Raw genomic sequence first — 19,957 nt, 5'->3', positions numbered from 1 at the left:
CCTCCGCCGACCGGCCCCGGGACGATGCTGCGCACCCATCGCGAACGGGGTCGTCCGCGATCAGCCGCGCGGCTTCTCCCGCATCTCGTACGTCGCGATGACGTCGTCGACCTTGATGTCGTTGAAGTTCCCGAGGTTGATACCGCCCTCGAAGCCTTCGCGAATCTCGGTGACGTCGTCCTTGAAGCGGCGCAGACCCTCGATGGTGAGGTTCTCCGCCACGACCTTGCCGTCGCGGATGAGACGCGCCTTGGTGTTCCGCCGCACCTCGCCGGAGCGGATGAGGACACCCGCGATGTTGCCGAGCTTGGAGGAGCGGAAGACCTCGCGGATCTCCGCGGTACCGAGCTCGACCTCTTCGAACTCCGGCTTGAGCATGCCCTTGAGAGCCGCCTCGATCTCCTCGATCACCTGGTAGATGACCGAGTAGTAGCGGACGTCCACGCCCTCGCGCTCGGCCATCTGCGTGGCACGCCCCTCGGCGCGCACGTTGAAGCCGATGACGATGGCGTCGGAGCCGGTCGCCAGGTCGATGTCCGTCTCGGTGACCGCACCCACACCGCGGTGCAGGATCCGCAGGTCGACCTCGTCGCCGACGTCGAGCTGGAGCAGCGAGGACTCGAGAGCCTCGACCGAACCGGACGCGTCGCCCTTGATGATGAGGTTGAGCTGCTGCACCTCGCCGGCCTTGAGCACCTTGTCCAGGTCCTCGAGGGACACCCGGCGGGTGCGCTTGGCGAAGGCGGCGTTGCGCTCGCGCGCAGCGCGCTTCTCGGCGATCTGACGGGCCGTGCGGTCCTCGTCGACGACGAGGAAGTTGTCGCCGGCGCCCGGGACGTTGGTGAGACCCAGGACGAGGACCGGGGTCGACGGACCCGCCTCTTCGAGGTTCTCGCCCTTGTCGTCGAGCATCGCGCGGACCCGGCCGTACGCGTCGCCGACCACCATCGTGTCGCCGACCCGCAGGGTGCCGCGCTGGACGAGCACAGTCGCCACGGCGCCGCGGCCGCGGTCGAGGTGCGCCTCGATCGCGATGCCCTGCGCGTCCTGGACCGGGTTGGCCCGCAGGTCGAGCGAGGCGTCAGCGGTCAGGACGACGGCCTCGAGCAGGCTGTCGATGTGCAGGCCCTGCTTGGCGGAGATGTCGACGAACATGGTGTCGCCGCCGTACTCCTCGGCCACCAGGCCGTACTCGGTCAGCTGACCGCGCACCTTCGTCGGGTCCGCGCCCTCGACGTCGATCTTGTTGACCGCGACCACGATCGGCACCTCGGCCGCCTTGGCGTGGTTCAGCGCCTCGATCGTCTGGGGCATCACACCGTCGTTGGCCGCCACCACGAGGATCGCGATGTCGGTCGACTTGGCACCGCGGGCACGCATGGCGGTGAACGCCTCGTGACCCGGGGTGTCGATGAAGGTGATCCTGCGCTCTTCCGCGTTGACCTCGGTGGCGACCTGGTACGCACCGATGTGCTGGGTGATGCCGCCGGCCTCGCCCTCGATGACGTTGGTCTTGCGGATCGCGTCCAGCAGGCGCGTCTTACCGTGGTCGACGTGACCCATGACGGTCACCACCGGCGGACGGGAGACCAGGGCCTCCTCGCCGCCCTCGTCCTCGCCGAACTCGATGTCGAAGGACTCGAGCAGCTCGCGGTCCTCCTCCTCCGGGCTGACGATCTGGACGACGTAGTTCATCTCCTCGCCGAGGAGATGCAGCGTCTCGTCGGAGACCGACTGGGTCGCGGTGACCATCTCGCCCAGGTTGAACATCACCTGGACCAGCGACGCCGGGTTGGCGTTGATCTTCTCCGCGAAGTCGGTGAGCGAGGCACCACGCGACAGGCGGACGGTCTGCCCGTTGCCGCGAGGCAGCATCACGCCGCCGATGGATGGGGCCTGCATGGCCTCGTACTCCTGGCGCCGCTGCCGCTTCGACTTGCGGCCACGACGCGCCGGACCGCCGGGACGGCCGAACGCGCCCTGCGTGCCACCACGGCCACCGGGGCCGCCGGGACGGCCGCCGAAGCCGGGACGGCCACCGCCGCCACCGCCGAAGCCACCGCCGCCACCGCCGCCGCCGGGACGACCGGCGAAACCGCCGCCGCCACCACCGGGACGACCGCCGCCACCGCCGCCGGGACGACCGGCGAAACCGCCGCCGCCACCACCGGGACGACCGCCGCCACCGCCGCCGGGACGGCCGGCACCGGCCGGACCGCGACCGCCGCCGCCACCGGGACCCGGACGCGGGCCGGCGGAGGGACGCTGCGGCATCATGCCCGGGTTCGGGCGGTTGCCACCGGGGCCGCCGCCAGGACGGGGACCACCGGACGCACCCTGCGGGCGCGGCATGCCACCGGGCGTCGGACGCGCACCGCCCGGACCCTGCGAACGGGGACCGCCCGGGCCGCCCTGCGGACGCGGGCCACCGGGGCCGCCCTGGCCGCCGGGACGCGGGGCGCCACCGGGACGGGGCGCCTGCGGGCGCGCCATACCGGTGCTGCCACCGGAGGTGAAGGGGTTGTTACCCGGACGAGGACCGGCCGGACGACCGCCGCCCCGCGGAGCCTGGCGCTCGCCGCCGGGGCGCGGGGCACCCGGACGCGAGCCATCGCCACGCCCCTGGCCGGAAGCGGCCGGACGGGCCGGACGCGGGCCGGGAGTGGCACCGGGCTTGGGGCCGGCGGGGGCCGTCGGGGGTGCCGTGAACTCCGGGGATGCCGGGGCCGGCGTCACAGGCTGGGCCGGAGTGGGCTTCGGGCTCTTCGGGCCCGGAGTGGGGCGCGGACCCGGAGCCGGGGCCGCAGGGGTGCTCCCCGGTGCCGCGGCGGGCTTGGCCGCGGCGGGCTTGGGGGTAGCAGGACGAGCCGTCGTACCCGAGCTGGGTACGGCCGGCGTGGGGCCTCCCGCGCGCTTGGACGCGGGGGAGGGCGCCGCCTTGCGGGGCGCAGAGGGCTTGCTGGCGGCACGGCCGGAGCCGTTGCCTTGCTGGAAGGCATCCGTCAGCTTGCGTACAACCGGTGCCTCGATCGTCGAGGACGCCGAACGGACGAATTCGCCAAGTTCTTGGAGCTTGGCCATGACGACCTTGCTCTCAACTCCGAACTCCTTGGCGAGTTCGTATACCCGGACCTTAGCCACTTCGCTCCTTCTGGTCCGGGATGTCCGCCGGACCGTCGCTACTTCATGGGCGTACTCATCGCGTACTCATCGAGTGCTCATCGCAATCTCGACCTACTTCCGACTCGCGAGGTACCTGACCGCACGGTCTCCCGTGCCGTTCTCTTACTTACTTACGGTGTCGCCTGCTCGACATGTCGGCGCAGAGCCGCGGTATCGAGCGGTCCCCGGCCTCGGAAGGCCCGGGAGAACGCCCGACGGCGGACCGCCAGATCGAGACAGACCTGGGCGGGATGCACATATGCACCCCGGCCGGGCAGCGTACCGCGGGGATCGGGGACACAGGCGTCCTCGACCACCGCGATGCGCAGCAGATCGTCCTTGGCCGCTCGCTCCCGGCACCCCACACACGTTCGCTCAGGGCATGCACCAGCATGCGTCCGGCCAGACACGCTTTAGTCTACCTCCCCGCACCGACCTCACCCTGCTGGGGTAATGCCCGCACGGGTGCTCGTTGTTTCCGATTGAGGCGACCTTTTCCAGTATCGCCCACCACGCACCGCCCGCGGGCCGCTACGCGGAGCTCTGGGCGGCGGCCTGTCCCCCTGGGCCCTACGGCCCGGGCGGGGGTCCCCCCGGCGATAGCTGGGGGCGTGCCCCCAGCTCGGTGTCCGGACGGATGTCGATCCGCCAGCCGGTGAGGCGCGCGGCCAGCCGGGCGTTCTGCCCTTCCTTGCCGATCGCCAGGGACAGCTGGTAGTCGGGCACCGTGACCCGGGCCGACCGCGCCGCGAGGTCGACGACCTCGACCTTGCTCACCCGGGCGGGCGACAGCGCATGCGCCACCAGCTCCGCCGGGTCGTCCGACCAGTCGACGATGTCGATCTTCTCGCCGTGCAGCTCGGCCATGACCGCGCGCACCCGGCCGCCCATCGGGCCGATGCAGGCGCCCTTGGCGTTCAGGCCCGCGCGGGTGGACCGTACGGCGATCTTGGTGCGGTGGCCCGCCTCGCGGGCGATGGCCGCGATCTCCACCGACCCGTCCGCGATCTCCGGGACCTCCATCGCGAAGAGCTTCTTCACGAGGTTCGGGTGGGTGCGGGAGAGCGTCACCGAGGGGCCGCGCACGCCCTTCACCACGCGGACGACGTACGACCGCAGCCGGGTGCCGTGCGAGTAGTCCTCGCCCGGGACCTGCTCCTGGACGGGGAGGATCGCCTCGAGCCTGCCGATGTCGACGAGGACGTTCTTGGGGTCCTTGCCCTGCTGCACGACTCCGGTGACGACATCGCCCTCGCGGCCCGCGTACTCACCGAAGGTGATCTCCTCCTCGGCGTCGCGCAGCCGCTGCAGGATGACCTGCTTGGCGGTGGTCGCGGCGATCCGGCCGAACCCGGAGGGCGTGTCGTCGAACTCGCGGGGCTCCTCGCCCTCCGGGAGGTCGGCGGGGTCCTCCTGCGCCCAGACGGTCACATGGCCGGTGTTGCGGTCCAGCTCCACGCGCGCGTGGCGACGGCTTCCCTCGGTGCGGTGATACGCGATGAGGAGGGCCGCCTCGATCGCCTCGACCAGCAGGTCGAAGGAGATCTCCTTCTCTCGTACCAAACCCCGCAGGGCACTCATGTCGATGTCCACGGCTACGCCTCCTCCTGGCTCTCGTCGTCACCGGCCGCGGCACTCGGGGCGGCATTCTTCTCAGCGGCCTTGCGGTTGAACTCGATCTCCACCCTGGCCTTGGCGATCTCACCGAAGGCCAGACGGCGGCTGGTGGGCCTGCGGCCCTTCACGCCCGGCACCTCCAGGTCGAGCCCCTCGTCGTCGACCGCGATGATCCGGGCGACCAGCTCTCCACCCTCGGCGAGCCGGGCCTTCATGAGCCGGCCGGCGGCGCGGCGGTAGTGACGCGGCTGCGTGAGGGGCCGGTCGGCGCCGGGGGAGGTGACCTCGAGGACGTACGGGGCTCTGCCCATCGCGTCCGTCTCGTCGAGTTTCTCGGAGACCGCGCGGCTCAGCTCGGCGCAGGCGTCCAACTGGACACCCTCGTCGGAGTCCACCACGATCCGGAGCACGCGCCGCTTCCCGGCCGGGGTCACTTCGATCTCTTCCAGATCCAGGTCTCGCGCGGCGACCAGCGGTTCGAGCAGTCCGCGCAGCCTCTCGCTCTGGGTGGTGCTCATCCGGGTGACTCCTCGGCCGCGTTTGCTGTTGTCGGAAGGTCGCGTGTCAGGTCAAAGGTTATCCGGTCGCGGCCCGTGATGCCGTACGCCTCCCGCGGGGTGTGCCGGTGCGGTGGCGGCGCGGACGGCCCAGCTGCGCCGGTCCCCGACGAGCCGGTCGATGATCCTCGCCGTACCCGCAGGTACGCTCATCCTCCGGCCGATCAAGGATCTTCCTCCCTCAGCTCCCGCTGGGAGGTGCCCCCAAGGCCGGCCTCCACCCGAACCGCCGGCTGCCCGAGCCGCCGCTCCCACAGGATGTGAACCGTGCCGCTCCCCCCGCCGTCGCGGCCCCCGTCCGGTCCGCGCAGAAGGAGTCTGCTCGTTGGCGCCTTCGGCGCCGCCGCTGCCGCAGGGCTGCTTTCGGGGTGCTCCGACGACGGCCGGGCCGAGCGGTCGGAGCACGGCGCCGCGGCGCGGAAGCTGCGCGAGCGCGGCGCGCGGGAGTCCTGGGCGCTGCTGGCCCGCTACGACGCGACGGCCGAGGTGCATCCGGCGCTGGCCGACCGGCTCGCGCCGCTGCGGGCCGAGGTCGCCGAGCACGCGGCGGCGCTCGCCGGGCCCGCCCGCTCCGGTTCGTTCGCCCCGCCCACACCCTCGTCGGTCTCCCCCACACCGCCGTCGGCCCCGCCGTCCCTCCGCGCCGGCCGTCACGGGTCGCCCCCGAAGGTGCCGGAGGACGAGGCCGGGGCGCTGACTGTCCTGGCCGACGCCGAACGCCGTACGGCCGACGCGCGCACCACGGACCTGCTCGAGGCACCCCCGGAGCTGGCCCGCCTGCTCGCCTCGATCGCCGCAGCCGGCGCGGCCCACGCCTACCTCCTCGCCGGGGGCGGCTGACCCGTGGTGAAGGCCGCCCGCAGCGGGGAAACCATTCGGCTCGGCGCCCGGCCACCGGTCGGGCGCGGGGCAGCACGTCACTCAGGAGAGACGAGATGACCGAGGAGGAAGCGCTCGACGCCGTACAGGCAGCGCTGGGCGCCGAGCACGCCGCGGTGTACGGGTACGGCGTCGTCGGCGCGCGGATAGGGGATGGCAGGCGGAACGAGGCCCGTGAGGCGTACGACGCCCACCGGGCGCGCCGGGACGCCCTCGGCCGCACGATTCGTGATCTGGGCGGCAGTCCCGAGTCCTCGGCCGCGGCCTACGCGCTCCCCTTCCCCGTCCCGGACGAGGCCGCCGCGGCACGGCTCGCCGCGGAGCTCGAGGACCGCGTGGCCGGGGTCTACGCCGATCTCGTACGCGCCACGGAAGGCTCGTTGCGCCGCGAGGCGGCGGCCGCGCTGCGCGAAGCGGCAGTGCGGTCGGCCCGCTGGCGGGGCGGCGGCGTAGCCTTCCCTGGGCTCGCCGAGCGCCGGAGCACCCCCCGCCCCTCGGAAACGGCGAGCGCCACCGCGGACGTGCTCTGACGGGCAGCCACGAGGACGGGCGCGGACACGCAGCAGGGAAGCAGCGAGGAAGAGGAAAGCTCAGGGATGGCTTCAGCAGCACGGTCCGACGCCGGAACTCCGCTCGAGCCGCCACAGCGCCTCGTACGCGCCCTGGCCGAGGAGCGGGCCGCGAGCGGCGCGGAATGGCTGCGGGCCCTGCCCCAGCTCGTCCACGATGCCCTGGAGCGCTGGGAGCTGACCCTCGATCGGATCCAGGCGCCGGGCGGACGCAGCAGCTTGATCGTCCTCGTACGGCGTGCCGACGGGTCTCCGGCGGCACTCAAGCTGCTCGCTCCGGGCGTGTCCCCGGCACTGGAACACGCCGCGCTGGCCCGCTGGGACGGCCGGGGCGCGGTACAGCTGCTGGCGGCCGCGCCCGAAACCGGCGCACTGCTGCTGGAGCGGCTCCAACCGGAGGTCTCGCTCCGCTCGCTGCCCGAGGCGAAGGCGCAGCTGGAGGCGGCGGGCACGGTGCGAAGGCTGTGGGTCGAGCCGGGCGAGGCCCACCCGTTCGAGTCGGTGGCCGACCGGACGGGCCGGGAGGCGGAGGTCCTGCGGGCGAGGGCGGCCGAGCCCTGGGCGGAGAGCGCCCGGCCGTTGGTCGAGGAAGCCCTGGCGGTACGCGAGGACCTGGCGGCGGTGTCGACCGAGGCCCTGTTGCTGCACGGCCGGTTCCGGCAGGGCAAAGTGCTGGCGGGGGAGCGCTCACCGTGGCTGGCGGTCGGCCCTGAGCCGGTGGTCGGCGAACGCGCGTACGACCTCGCACGGCTGGTCCGTGACCGCCTCGAGGACCTGGTGGCGTCCCCGGGCGGGGCCGCCGCGGCGCGCCGCAGGGTGGCGAAGCTGGCGGACTCCCTCGACGTGGACCGCGACCGGCTGCGCGGCTGGACGCTCTTCCGCGCGGTGGAATCGGGCCTGCGGGCATTCTCGTCGGGCCGCACCCAGGACGGCGAACTGCTGCTGGAGTTCGCGGGCTGGCTCTGATCCGACCGGCGCTCGGCGGATGCCGTGAACGCCGGGGTGCGCCTGTGCGCCCCCGCCGGGGCGGGCTGTGGCCGATATTCAGCGGGCAAGGGGCTCTCGTCGGCATGATCAACCGCTGGAGTACCACCCAGCGGTGGTCCCCCTGGGTTAACGGCCCGGGAGGTGCCCCCAGGGGAGGAGTCCGGGATGTGCCAGCGAGCAGACGAACCGTTCCGACCGCCGGACGTCCCGTCCCGGCTGCCCGTCGTCCGGCGGCCGGACAGTGTCCGGATCGAGCGGGACTGCAACCGCTGGGCCCGCCCGTATCTCGTCGACCACTTCGGCGGGCCCCGGGCCGAGCGGGCGGCCGGACGCTACCTCCGCCGCCGCAGGCCCCTGTGGGCCTGTCTCTGCTATCCGCACATGCTGGCCGACCGCAGCTTCGCCCTGTCCAATCTGGTGATTCCGTCGGGGCTCGTCAGCGAGGTGCTCAGCGGTCATGAGACCGGGACCGGACTGCGCCAGTCCTTCGCCGCGGCGCTGGGGGCACCCCTGGGGGCACCTCCCAGACGGAGTCTGGGGGAGGTAGCTGGGGGAGGGTTGCAGCCACCGCCCGGCTTCGCCGCGGGGCGGATGCTGCACCGGGCCCTGGAGCTCGCGCTGCCGCTGATGGCTCCGGGAGTGGCGGATCGGTGCCTCGGCGCGTACCGGGCTCTCCTCGCCGACGACGCCGGCCGCGCCTTCGCCGTCTGGGGCACGGTCATGACCGAGTACGCCCTCGGCATCGATCTGACCGAGGAGCTGGCGGCGGAGCCCGCGCTCGCCCACGTACGCGACCTCGCCGTCGAACACCTGGTCCTCGTCGGCAGCGGGACCACCGTCCCGAAGTGTGTGGGAGCTCTCCAGGACGTGGAGGACCGCTTCACGGAGACATGTGGCGAGGTGCTCGGCGGCCCGCTCGGCGCACATCCGGGGATTCGCCGGTACGCACCCGAGCTGGGCCATCTGATCAGCGGAAACCTGCACTTCCAGCAGGTGTTCGCGAGGTACCCGGCCGTCTCGTGAGGCAGTCGGCACAGTGCCTGGCTAGCTCTTCGCGAGCTGCGCCACCGCCTCCTCCACGGGCAGTTCCTCGCGCTCCCCCGTCCGGCGGTCCTTCAGCTCGACGACGCCCTCGCCCGCACGCCTGCCCACGACCAGGATGGCCGGCACGCCGATCAGCTCGGCGTCGGTGAACTTCACCCCGGGCGACACGCCCGCCCGGTCGTCGACGAGCACCCGCAGCCCCGCCGAGTGCAGCTTCTCGGCCACCTCCAGGGCGATTTCGGCCTGCCGCGCCTTGCCCGCCGCCACGACGTGCACATCGGCGGGGGCGATCTCGCGCGGCCAGCACAGACCCTGTTCGTCGGCCGTCTGCTCCGCCAGCGCGGCGACGGCCCGCGAGACGCCGATGCCGTACGAGCCCATGGTCACCCGTACCGGCTTGCCCTCGCGGCCGAGGACGTCGAGCTCGAAGGCGTCCGCGTACTTGCGGCCCAGCTGGAAGATGTGGCCGATCTCGATGGCGCGGCCGATCTCCAGGCCCGAGCCGCAGCGCGGGCAGGGGTCGCCCGGCTCGACCACCACCACGTCCAGGTAACGGTCGACCTCGAAGTCCCGGCCGCACACCACATGGCGCGCGTGCTTGCCGTCCTTGTTGGCACCGGTGATCCAGGAGGTACCGGGGGCGACCCGCGGGTCGGCGATGTAGGTGAAGGCGCTTCCGGCCATGCCCTGCGGGCCGACGTAGCCGCGTACGAGATCGGGCCGGTCCACGAAGTCCTCGGCCGTCACCAGCTCCACGACGGCGGGGGCCAGATGCTCACCGAGCTTGCCGAGGTCCACCTCGCGGTCACCGGGCACGCCGACCGCCGTGATCTTCCCGTCCACCTTGACGAGGAGGTTCTTCAAGGTGGCGGATCGCTCGACGCCCAGGTGGTCGGCGAGGGTCTCGATGGTCGGGGTGTCGGGGGTGTCCAGCTCCTCGACCGGCGGGTGCTCGATCTTCTCGACCTGCGGCACCGGCGTGGTCACGGCCTCGGTGTTGGCGGCGTAGTCGCAGGCCGGGCAGTCCACGAAGGTGTCCTCGCCGGCGGCGGCCGGCGCGAGGAACTCCTCGGACGCGGAGCCGCCCATCGCCCCGGAGACGGCCGACACGATGCGGTAGTCCAGGCCGATCCGCTGGAAGATCTTCGTGTACGCCTCGCGGTGCAGTCGGTAGGACTCGGCGAGCCCTTCGTCGTCGGTGTCGAAGGAGTAGGAGTCCTTCATGAGGAACTCGCGGCCGCGCAGCACACCGGAGCGCGGCCGGGCCTCGTCCCGGAACTTCGTCTGGATCTGGTAGAGCATCACCGGGAGGTCCTTGTAGGACGTGCACTGGTCCTTGACGACCAGGGTGAAGATCTCCTCGTGGGTGGGGCCGAGGAGGTAATCGCCCCCCTTGCGGTCCTTCAGCCGGAAGAGCAGCTCGCCGTACTCCTCCCAGCGGCCACTGGCCTCGTACGGCTCCTTGGGCAGCAGCGCGGGCAGCAGCACCTCCTGGGCGCCGATGGCGTCCATCTCCTCGCGGACCACCCGGGAGACGTTCTCCAGGACCGCCTTGCCGAGCGGCAGCCAGGTCCAGATCCCCGCGGACGAACGGCGCACGTAGCCGGCGCGGACCAGCAGCTTGTGGCTGACGGTCTCGGCGTCGGCCGGGTCGTCGCGCAGTGTCTTGAGCATCATCCGGGACATGCGCTGGACCATGGCGTTCTCTCCTGGGTACGACGGGTGATGAGCAGGAGGCTATCCAACGGTGGGGGCACTCCCCCAGCTAACGCCAGGGGGAGGCAACTGCGGGAGTCAGCAGGGGCGGGCCCATTCCCGCCTGACTGTGCGCCCCCGGCGTCACCGACGCAGCGGCAGGGTCGCGCCCATGACGGCGTACGGACTCGGCGCGCTGGGGAACAGCACTCGGCGCGCGAGGTCGCGGTAGCCCAGCGCACGGTAGAGCGCACGCGCCGGGCTCTCGACGTCGATCGCGGAGAGGATGCTGCGCGGCTGTTCGACGCGGTCGGTGAGCGTGGTGATCAGCTTGCGCCCGATCCCGCGCTTCTGGAACGAGGGGTGCACATGGAGCTCGGTGATGACGAAGGAGTCGTCGAGCCAGCCGTCCGCGCCGGCGCTGCGCAGATAGGGCTCGACGATCGTCGACCACCAGTGGCTGCGGTCGTTGGGCATGCCGTAGATGAAGCCGACGAGGCGGCCGTCCGGCGTCGTGGCGCCGAGTGCGCGGGCTCCGGGGCAGGTGAGGTGCCGGAGCACGATGTGGCGCCGTACCCCGATCTCGTCGTGGGTCAGTCCGAAGGCCAGCGCCTGGACGGCCAGTGCCTCGTCGACCCGGGCGGCAAGGTCGAGTGGCCCGACCACGACGTCTTCCATGTCCGTGACCCTACCGTCGTCTCAGCTGCCCCGGTGGTGCCGAACGGCGCCATGCCAGCGGCGGGCGAGCCGGCTTCAGCGCCGAGCGCTCACCCTCAGAACAGCACGCTCATGAAGGCGCCGACCTCCTGGAAGCCGACACGGCGGTACGCCGCACGGGCCGCGGTGTTGTAGTCGTTGACGTAGAGGCTGACGACGGGGGCGACTTCGGTCAGCGCGTACCGCAGGACCGCGGCCATGCCGGTCTCGGACAGCCCACGGCCGCGGAACTCCGGTGCGACCCAGACCCCTTGGATCTGGCACGCCTGCGGGGTCGCCGCGCCGATCTCCGCCTTGAAGATCACCTCGCCGTTCTCGATGCGGGCGAAGGAGCGGCCGGCGCCTACGAGTTCGGCGACCCGCGCCTGGTAGAGGAGTCCGCCGTCGCCCGCGAGCGGTGAGACGCCGACCTCCTCGGTGAACATCGCGACGCAGGCCGGCAGGACGATGTCTATTTCGTCCTTGCGGATGCGGCGCACGAGCGGGTCCGGCGCTATGCCAGCCGGCATGGACGTGGTGATCATGAGCGGCTGGTGGGCACGGACCTCCCGGGCCGGGCCCCAGCTCGGCTCGAGCAGGGACCAGAGGTGAGCGGTGGGCTCGGCGGGTCCCACGATGGAGGAGCAGCGCCGTCCGGCGCGCCGGGCGCGTTCGGCGAAGGAGCGCACGGCATCCGGTCCAGCGCAGATGGGGACGAGGTTGGCTCCCGCGTAGCAGAGCGATTCGAGGCGGCCGTCCGCGTACCAGCCCCACATCTCGCCGCCCAGGCGCCACGGATCGAGCCCGGCCACCTGGACGCGGGCGGCGACGAAGGCATTGGCGACCGGATCACGGTCGAGGACCGCGAGGGCGGCGTCGAGCTCGCCGGGCTCGAGAACCCTGGAGGTGGTCGTCGTCAACACGTGTCGCAATGCCTCACCGTGCGGGCCGTCCGGGTGGTGTGCCTGCTGAGCCGGGATCGGTGGCAGGAGCACTGGTTTCCGCACTGTACCCGTCGGTGCTGGTGAACGCCCCTTCGGCCGGGGAGTCCCGCCCGTCGGCCGCGCGAGGGCTCTGGGGCGCGGTGCGGGTACGGTCAGCTCACGGAGACCTCAGGCTCGCCGGAGATGACGCCGTCGGCCTCCATCTGCTCGGCGATCTTCAGGGCCTCCTCGATCAGGGTCTCCACGATCTTCGACTCCGGCACGGTCTTGATGACCTCGCCCTTCACGAAGATCTGCCCCTTGCCGTTCCCCGACGCCACACCCAGATCGGCCTCACGAGCCTCACCGGGACCGTTGACCACACAGCCCATGACGGCCACCCGGAGCGGCACCTCCATGCCCTCCAGGCCCGCCGTCACCTGGTCGGCCAGCTTGTAGACGTCCACCTGGGCGCGGCCGCACGACGGACAAGAGACGATCTCCAGCCGGCGCTGGCGCAGCCCCAGCGACTCGAGGATCTGGATGCCGACCTTGACCTCCTCCGCCGGCGGTGCCGACAGCGAGACCCGGATCGTGTCGCCGATGCCCTCGCTCAGCAGGGCGCCGAAGGCGACGGCCGACTTGATGGTGCCCTGGAACGCCGGGCCCGCCTCGGTGACGCCCAGGTGCAGCGGGTAGTCGCACTGCGCGGCCAGCTGCCGGTAGGCGTTGACCATCACCACGGGGTCGTTGTGCTTGACCGAGATCTTGATGTCCCGGAAGCCGTGCTCCTCGAAGAGCGAGCACTCCCACAGCGCGGACTCCACCAGCGCTTCCGGGGTCGCCTTGCCATACTTCTGCAGCAGCCGCTTGTCCAGCGAGCCCGCGTTCACCCCGATCCGGATCGGCACCCCGGCGTCGGAGGCGGCCTTGGCGATCTCCTTGACCTTGTCGTCGAACTGCCGGATGTTCCCCGGATTCACACGCACCGCCGCGCATCCCGCGTCGATCGCCGCGAAGACGTACTTCGGCTGGAAGTGGATGTCCGCGATCACCGGGATCTGCGACTTCCGCGCGATCACCGGCAGGGCCTGCGCGTCGTCCTGCGAGGGGCACGCCACCCGCACGATCTGGCACCCGGATGCCGTGAGCTCGGCGATCTGCTGCAGCGTCGCACCGACATCCGCCGTCACGGTCGTCGTCATCGACTGCACCGAGACCGGAGCGTCCCCGCCCACGGCCACCGACCCGACCTGGATCTTGCGGCTGACCCGCCGCTCGGCGAGCTTGGCCGGAACGGACGGCATTCCGAGTGAAATCGCAGTCATGGTGCGAGCAACCCCAAGGTGTGGATCAACGCGGTCCCGAGATCGGCGGGCTCCAGCCTTGAGATTACGGTACGGGCCCCGGCCTCAGCACATCTCGTCGCCAAACTCGCACAAATGGTGACAGCCGGGCGAAAAGTTCGCCCGGCTGTCGCTCAGTGTTCTTCGGCTCGCCCGGCTACGAGATTCTGACCGGGTTGACCAGGTCGGCCACCAGCACCAGCAGCGTGAAGCAGATGAAGATCCCGGCGACGACATAGGCGACCGGCATCAGCTTGGCGACGTCGAAGGGCCCGGGATCCGGCCGCCGGAAGACGCGGGCCGCGGTGCGCCGCACCGACTCCCACACCGCGCCTGCGATATGCCCGCCGTCCAGGGGCAGCAGCGGCAGCATGTTGAACAGGAACAGCGACAGGTTGAAGCCCGCGACCAGGAAGAGCATGGTCGCGACCCGCTGCTCCGGCGGGATGTCCAGGTTGAACACCTCACCGCCGACCCGCGCCGCGCCCACCACGCCCATCGGTGAGTCCGGCTCGCGCTCCCCGTCCCCGAAGGCCGCGTCCCACAGGGCCGGCACCTTGGACGGCAGATCGATCAGCGCCTCGGCGCCGGACGCGATCATGTCGCCCATCCGGTCCGCGGACTGCGCGAAGGACTGCTTCACGACGCCGGTGGCTGGGCTGAACCCCAGGAAGCCGGCCGTCACGTACTCGCCGGGCACCGTGCGGCCGTTGCCGTCGTTCTTGGCGACCCTGTTCTCCACCAGGTTCGCCTTGAGGACCTCGGTCTCACCGCGCCGCTCGACGGTGATCGTGGCCGGACCGATGGTGTCGCGGATCCGGTCCTGGAGCGTGCCCCAGTCCGCGACCCGCTCGCCGTTGAACGCGACGATCGTGTCGCCGGGCTTCAGGCCCGCGGCCTTGGCCGGTGAGGCAGGGTCGCCGTCGACGCACTTGTCACGGTTCTCGCTCTGCGAGATCACACAGTCCGAGACGGTGCTGACCGTGGTGGTCTGGGTGTTGATGCCGAAGCCCATCAGCACGCCGAGGAAGATCACGACGGCCAGGATCAGGTTCATGAAGGGCCCGGCGAACATCACGATGACGCGCTTCCACGGCTTGCGCGTGTAGAACAGCCGCTTCTCGTCGCCCGGCTGCAGCTCCTCGAAGGCGGCCGAGCGGGCGTCCTCGATCATGCCGCGCCATGGGGAGGTGGACCGGGTCGCGACCTTGCCGTCGTCGCCGGGCGGGAACATCCCGATCATGCGGATGTAGCCGCCGAGCGGTATGGCCTTGATGCCGTACTCGGTCTCGCCCTTGTGCCGGGACCAGATGGTCGGGCCGAAGCCGACCATGTACTGCGGCACGCGGATGCGGAAGAGCTTGGCGGTGGACAGATGCCCCAGCTCGTGCCACGCGATCGAGAAGAGCAGTCCGACGACGAACACGACTATGCCGAGGACCGTCATCAGTGTCGTCATGCGCGGGCCTCCGCTGTCGCCTTCGCTGCCAGTTCACGGGCGCGGGCGCGCGCCCAGGTCTCCGCCTCGAGGACGTCCGCGACGGTCAGACCAGTTCCCCGCGGCGTGCCGTGCTCGGCGACCACGTCCGCGACCGTATCCACAATTCCGGTGAACGGCAGCGATCCGGCGAGAAAAGCGTCGACGCACTCCTCGTTCGCGGCGTTGAAGACAGCGGGAGCGGTCCCGCCCAGGCCACCGACGTGCCGGGCGAGCCCCACGGACGGGAAGGCGTCCGTGTCGAGCGGGAAGAACTCCCAGGTCGAGGCCGTGGTCCAGTCGCAGGCGGGCGCGGCGTCCGGTACCCGGTCGGGCCAGCCGAGTCCCAGTGCGATCGGCATCCGCATGTCGGGAGGACTGGCCTGGAGGAGCGTGGACCCGTCGACGAACTCGACCATGGAGTGGACGTAGGACTGGGGGTGCACGACGACGTCGATGCGGTCGAACGGAATGTCGTAGAGCAGGTGCGCCTCGATGACCTCCAGGCCCTTGTTGACCAAGGTCGCGGAGTTGATCGTGATGACGGGCCCCATGTCCCAGGTGGGGTGGGAGAGCGCCTGCTCGGGGGTGACCTGGGCCAGTTCCGGCTTCGTACGGCCGCGGAACGGGCCGCCGGAGGCGGTGACGACCAGTTTGCGGACCTCCGCGCGGGTCCCGCCCATCAGGGCCTGGAACAGGGCGGAGTGCTCGGAGTCGACGGGCACGATCTGGCCGGGCTTCGCCACCGCCTTGACCAGCGGGCCACCGACGATCAGCGACTCCTTGTTCGCCAGGATCAGCACCCGGCCGGCTTCGAGGGCGGCCAGCGTGGGAGCGAGGCCGATCGACCCGGTGATGCCGTTGAGCACGGAATGGCAGTCGCTCGCGGCCAGCTCGGTCGCCGCCTCCGGGCCGGCCAGGATCTGCGGCAGCGGCTCACCGCCATACAGCCCGGCCAGTGCCGCACGCAGGGCGGGCACCGCCTCCGGGCGGGAGACCGCGATCGTACGGACTCGCAGCTGCCAGGCCTGTTCGGCGAGCAGCTCCACCCGGCCGCCCGCGGCGGAGAGGCCGGTGACGCGGAAGCGGTCGGGGTTGCGCAGCACCACGTCGATGGCCTGGGTGCCGATCGAGCCGGTGGAGCCGAGGATCACGATGTCCCGCGGGCCTCCGGTCGCGGCCGCGGCCGCGGGAAACCGGTAGTGCGGGTGGGCGAGGGAGTCCGTCATTCCCCCATTGTGGCCGGAAGCGTGCGCGCTCCGGACAGGGTGTCCCCTGTCTGGGGCACACCACCTCGCCTCCGGCCGGAGGCGAGGTGGCAGCAGCGGCTCAGCGAATGGGCCGGTGCACGTTCCCCTTCGTCGCCGGGCCCGGGGTGGCGTCGGCGATCCAGGGACCGTCTCCGCTCGGGTCGACGATGCCCTCTTCCAGCCAGGTGTACGCGCTGCCGAGGACGCCCTTGACCACCTTGCGGTCGAGGTCGTCGGTGTTGGTCCACAGCCGTCCGAAGAGCTCGTCCACCCGGATCCGGGACTGCCGGCAGAAGACGTCGGCCAGCTGGTACGCCTCCAGGCCGTGGTCGCCGCTCGACCGCAGCAGCTCGGCCCGTACGCACGCCGCGCTCATCGCGAAGAGTTCCGCGCCGATGTCGACGATCCGGCCGAGGAAGCCCTGCTTGGTCTCCATCCGGCCCTGCCACCGGGACATGGCGTAGAAGGTGGAGCGGGCGAGCTTGCGGGAGGTGCGCTCGACGAAGCGGAGGTGCCCGGCGAGGTCGGGATGGCCGGAGGGGTGGAATTCCCGGTAGGTGCCCGGGACCTGGCCGCGGCCGGCAACGAGTTTCGGCAGCCAGCGGGCGTAGAAACCACCGGCTCTGGCGCCCGCCTTCGCCTTGTCGCCCAGGCTCTTCTCCGGGTCGATGAGGTCTCCCGCCACGGACAGATGCGCGTCGACGGCCTCGCGGGCGATCAGCAGATGCATGATCTCGGTCGAGCCCTCGAAGATCCGGTTGATGCGCAGATCGCGCAGGATCTGCTCGGCGGGGACGGCACGCTCGCCGCGGGCGGCGAGCGATTCGGCGGTCTCGTAGCCCCGACCGCCGCGGATCTGGACCAGCTCGTCGGCCATCAGGCAGGCCATCTCGGACCCGTACAGCTTGGCCAGCGCCGCCTCGATGCGGATGTCGTTGCGGTCCTCGTCGGCCATCTGGCTCGCCAGGTCCAGAACGGCTTCGAGCGCGAAGGTGGTGGCGGCGATGAAGGAGACCTTCGAGCCGACGGCCTCGTGCAGGGCGACCGGCTTGCCCCACTGTTCGCGGACGCCGGACCACTCGCGGGCGATCTTCAGGCACCACTTCCCGGCGCCGACGCACATCGCGGGGAGGGAGAGGCGGCCGGTGTTCAGCGTGGTGAGGGCGATCTTGAGGCCTGCGCCCTCGGGTCCGATGCGGTTGGCCGCGGGAACCCGGACCTGGTGAAACCGGGTCACGCCGTTCTCGAGGCCGCGCAGGCCCATGAACGCGTTTCGGTTCTCCACGGTGACGCCCTCGGCCGCCGTCTCGACGACGAAGGCGGTGATCCCGCCCTTGTGGCCCTCGCTCTTCGGGACGCGGGCCATGACGACGAGCAGGTCGGCGACGACCCCGTTCGTGGTCCAGAGCTTCACGCCGTCGAGCACGTACTCGTCGCCGTCCGGCACGGCGGTGGTGGCGAGGCGGGCCGGGTCGGAGCCGACGTCGGGTTCGGTGAGCAGGAAGGCCGAGATGTCGGTGCGGGCGCAGCGGGGCAGGAAGGCGTCCTTCTGCTCCTCCGTGCCGAAGAGCTTCAGCGGCTGGGGGACGCCGATGGACTGGTGGGCGGAGAGCAGCGCTCCTATGGCGGGGCTGACGGAGCCGACGAGGGCGAGCGCCTTGTTGTAGTAGACCTGAGTGAGGCCGACACCGCCGTACTTCGTGTCGATCTTCATGCCCAGCGCGCCGAGCTCCTTGAGCCCGTTGACCACCTCGTCGGGGATCTTGGCCTCGCGCTCGATCAGGGCGGGGTCGATGCGGGTCTCGCAGAAGTCCTTCAGCTTGGCGAGAAACTGCTCGCCGCGTCGTACGGCCTCGGCGTCCGGCATCGGATGAGGGTGGATCAAGTCGAGCCGGAAGCGGCCCAGGAACAGCTCCTTGGCGAAGCTCGGCTTACGCCAGTCCTGCTCGCGGGCGGCCTCGGCGACCTGGCGCGCTTCGCGCTCGGAGACGGTGGGCCTGGCGGATGTGGCGGTCATGGAGGGGTCACCTCGCCGCTGAGTCGGGGCGTCGTCGTACCGGTCGGCTTACTACCGGTCGGTGCTACTCGACCGTATGTACCCGATCCGTGAGGGCTGTACCAGCCCTCGCGCAGACCCCATCCGGAAGGAGCCGCCGGGCGGGACGCTGCTCACGACCGTAACGGACCGCCGCAACCGCGGCCCGCGATGCGGGGTGGCATGGCCGCGCGGGCGCGAAACGGCGGCCGGGGCGCACCGCACCGCGCCCCGGCCGCCGGCGGCTCAGAGGTCGAGGCCGGTCAGGACCATGACCCGCTCGTAGGTGTAGTCGTCCATCGCGAACCGCACGCCCTCGCGGCCCACGCCGGACTGCTTGGCACCGCCGTACGGCATCTGGTCCGCGCGGTAGGACGGGACGTCGCCGACGATCACGCCGCCGACCTCGAGCGCGCGCTGGGCGCGGAAGGCGGTCTGCAGGTCGTGCGTGAACACGCCTGCTTGAAGGCCGTACTTGGAGTCGTTGACCGCGGCGAACGCCGCTGCCTCACCATCGGCCTTCTGCAGCTCCACGACCGGCCCGAAGACCTCCTCGCGGGCCAGGGTGACGTCGGCGGGGACATCGGCGAGCACGGTGGGGGCGTACGAGGCGCCGTCGCGTTTGCCGCCGGTGAGCAGCTGCGCGCCCGCCTGTACGGCCTCCTCGACCCAGGACTCGACGCGCTTGGCGGCGTCCTCGCTGACCAGCGGGCCGACGTCGGTGGCGTCATCCGACGGGTCGCCGGTGACCTGTGCCTCGACGGCCGCCACCACCCTGGGGACCAGCCGGTCGAACACCGAGGCGTCCGCGATCACCCGCTGCACGGAGATGCAGGACTGGCCGCCCTGGTAGTTGGAGAACGTCGCGATGCGGGTGGCCGCCCAGTCGAGGTCGGCCTCCGAGGAGAAGTCGGAGAGCACGACGGCCGCGCCGTTGCCGCCGAGCTCCAGCGTGCAGTGCTTGCGCGGCACCGACTCCATGATCGCGTAGCCGACCTTGTCCGAGCCGGTGAAGGAGATGACCGGCAGCCGCTCGTCCTGGACGAGGGCGGGCATACGGTCATTGGGCACCGGCAGCACGCTCCAGGAGCCGGCGGGCAGCTCGGTCTCGGCGAGCAGCTCGCCGAGGAGGAGACCGGAGAGCGGGGTCGCCGGAGCGGGCTTGAGGATGATCGGCGCGCCGACCGCGATCGCCGGGGCGATCTTGTGGGCACAGAGGTTGAGCGGGAAGTTGAACGGGGCGATGCCGAGCACGGCGCCCCGCGGGAAGCGGCGCGTCAGGGCGAGCCGCCCGACGCCACCGGCGTCCGTGTCCAGCCGCTGGGCCTCCCCGCCATTGAAACGGCGGGCCTCCTCGGCGGCGAAGCGGAACACGGACACGGCGCGGCCGACCTCGCCGCGCGCCCACTTGACCGGCTTGCCGTTCTCGGCGGAGATCAGGCGGGCGATCTCCTCGGTGCGCTCGACCAGGCGGCGCGACACGTGGTCGAGGGCGGCGGCCCGTACGTGGGCGGGTGTGGCGGCGAACTCGTCCCGGACCGCGTGCGCGGCGGCCACGGCCTCCTCGACCTGGGCCTCAGTGGGAACGCTGACGGTGCCGACCAGACTGCCGTCCCAGGGGGAGGTGACGTCGAGTGTCTCGTCGCCGGTCGCTTCGCGGCCGGCGAGCCAGAACGCGTGATGGGCTACGCGGGAGGAAGTCACAGCGGATCCCGGCCCT

General features: G+C 71.6%; 16 protein-coding genes. 4 read left to right on the top strand and 12 right to left on the bottom strand.

All coding sequences use genetic code 11. From position 1 onward, the window contains the following. Positions 1 to 60 precede the first annotated feature (60 nt). From infB to rimP, 4 genes are all read right to left on the bottom strand, one after another. Positions 61 to 3,141, bottom strand: a complete 3,081-nt coding sequence (infB, locus tag ACTWQI_RS09310; RefSeq protein WP_443269272.1) for a translation initiation factor IF-2 — start codon at positions 3,139 to 3,141, stop codon at positions 61 to 63. 152 nt (positions 3,142 to 3,293) lie between these two features. After that, positions 3,294 to 3,572 carry a YlxR family protein gene (locus tag ACTWQI_RS09305; protein ID WP_443269271.1) on the bottom strand — a complete coding sequence of 93 codons (279 nt, stop codon included), beginning with the start codon at positions 3,570 to 3,572 and terminating at the stop codon, positions 3,294 to 3,296. Positions 3,573 to 3,732: 160 nt separating this feature from the next. Next, a complete protein-coding gene (gene nusA / locus ACTWQI_RS09300) occupies positions 3,733 to 4,755 on the bottom strand; it encodes a transcription termination factor NusA (protein ID WP_443269270.1) in 1,023 nt (340 codons plus the stop codon). Positions 4,756 to 4,757: 2 nt separating this feature from the next. Continuing rightward, the gene (gene rimP, locus ACTWQI_RS09295; protein WP_443269269.1) at positions 4,758 to 5,297 is read right to left on the bottom strand and encodes a ribosome maturation factor RimP; all 540 of its coding nucleotides are present in this window, start codon (positions 5,295 to 5,297) and stop codon (positions 4,758 to 4,760) included. A gap of 306 nt (positions 5,298 to 5,603) precedes the next feature. On the opposite strand from rimP, the gene ACTWQI_RS09290 reads away from it, so the two are divergent. From ACTWQI_RS09290 to ACTWQI_RS09275, 4 genes are all read left to right on the top strand, one after another. After that, positions 5,604 to 6,176 (top strand): hypothetical protein, encoded by a 573-nt coding sequence (locus ACTWQI_RS09290; protein ID WP_443269268.1) that lies wholly within the window; start codon positions 5,604 to 5,606, stop codon positions 6,174 to 6,176. A gap of 95 nt (positions 6,177 to 6,271) precedes the next feature. Continuing rightward, entirely contained in the window at positions 6,272 to 6,745 is a 474-nt protein-coding gene (locus ACTWQI_RS09285; RefSeq protein WP_443269267.1) for a ferritin-like domain-containing protein, read from the top strand. 66 nt (positions 6,746 to 6,811) lie between these two features. Then, complete coding sequence (locus ACTWQI_RS09280; protein WP_443269266.1) at positions 6,812 to 7,750, top strand: aminoglycoside phosphotransferase family protein; 939 nt, start codon at positions 6,812 to 6,814, stop codon at positions 7,748 to 7,750. Positions 7,751 to 7,936: 186 nt separating this feature from the next. Next, the gene (locus ACTWQI_RS09275) at positions 7,937 to 8,794 is read left to right on the top strand and encodes a hypothetical protein (protein WP_443269265.1); all 858 of its coding nucleotides are present in this window, start codon (positions 7,937 to 7,939) and stop codon (positions 8,792 to 8,794) included. Positions 8,795 to 8,815: 21 nt separating this feature from the next. Here the strand turns inward: ACTWQI_RS09275 and ACTWQI_RS09270 are convergent, their stop codons facing one another. From ACTWQI_RS09270 to ACTWQI_RS09235, 8 genes are all read right to left on the bottom strand, one after another. Beyond that, positions 8,816 to 10,513 carry a proline--tRNA ligase gene (locus ACTWQI_RS09270; protein ID WP_443269264.1) on the bottom strand — a complete coding sequence of 566 codons (1,698 nt, stop codon included), beginning with the start codon at positions 10,511 to 10,513 and terminating at the stop codon, positions 8,816 to 8,818. Positions 10,514 to 10,654: 141 nt separating this feature from the next. After that, on the bottom strand, positions 10,655 to 11,188 hold the full coding sequence (locus tag ACTWQI_RS09265; RefSeq protein ID WP_443269263.1) for a GNAT family N-acetyltransferase: 534 nt from the start codon (positions 11,186 to 11,188) through the stop codon (positions 10,655 to 10,657). A 95-nt stretch (positions 11,189 to 11,283) separates the two neighbouring features. Next, positions 11,284 to 12,129, bottom strand: a complete 846-nt coding sequence (locus ACTWQI_RS09260; protein WP_443269347.1) for a GNAT family N-acetyltransferase — start codon at positions 12,127 to 12,129, stop codon at positions 11,284 to 11,286. A gap of 173 nt (positions 12,130 to 12,302) precedes the next feature. Next, positions 12,303 to 13,457 carry a flavodoxin-dependent (E)-4-hydroxy-3-methylbut-2-enyl-diphosphate synthase gene (gene ispG, locus ACTWQI_RS09255; RefSeq protein ID WP_443269262.1) on the bottom strand — a complete coding sequence of 385 codons (1,155 nt, stop codon included), beginning with the start codon at positions 13,455 to 13,457 and terminating at the stop codon, positions 12,303 to 12,305. Positions 13,458 to 13,632: 175 nt separating this feature from the next. Then, the gene (locus ACTWQI_RS09250) at positions 13,633 to 14,934 is read right to left on the bottom strand and encodes a M50 family metallopeptidase (protein ID WP_443269261.1); all 1,302 of its coding nucleotides are present in this window, start codon (positions 14,932 to 14,934) and stop codon (positions 13,633 to 13,635) included. Further along, positions 14,931 to 16,181, bottom strand: coding sequence for a 1-deoxy-D-xylulose-5-phosphate reductoisomerase (gene dxr / locus ACTWQI_RS09245; RefSeq protein WP_443269260.1), 1,251 nt, complete (start codon positions 16,179 to 16,181; stop codon positions 14,931 to 14,933). The genes ACTWQI_RS09250 and dxr overlap by 4 nt, the downstream gene beginning before the upstream one ends. 100 nt (positions 16,182 to 16,281) lie before the next feature. After that, positions 16,282 to 18,219, bottom strand: coding sequence for an acyl-CoA dehydrogenase family protein (locus ACTWQI_RS09240; RefSeq protein WP_443269259.1), 1,938 nt, complete (start codon positions 18,217 to 18,219; stop codon positions 16,282 to 16,284). A 264-nt stretch (positions 18,220 to 18,483) separates the two neighbouring features. After that, on the bottom strand, positions 18,484 to 19,941 hold the full coding sequence (locus ACTWQI_RS09235) for an aldehyde dehydrogenase family protein (RefSeq protein WP_443269258.1): 1,458 nt from the start codon (positions 19,939 to 19,941) through the stop codon (positions 18,484 to 18,486). Between the last annotated feature and the right edge of the window lie 16 nt (positions 19,942 to 19,957).

The organism is Streptomyces sp. KR80 (genome assembly GCF_052245555.1).
Taxonomy (GTDB): Bacteria; Actinomycetota; Actinomycetes; order Streptomycetales; family Streptomycetaceae; genus Streptomyces.
This window is presented reverse-complemented; position numbering and strand designations above follow the sequence as displayed.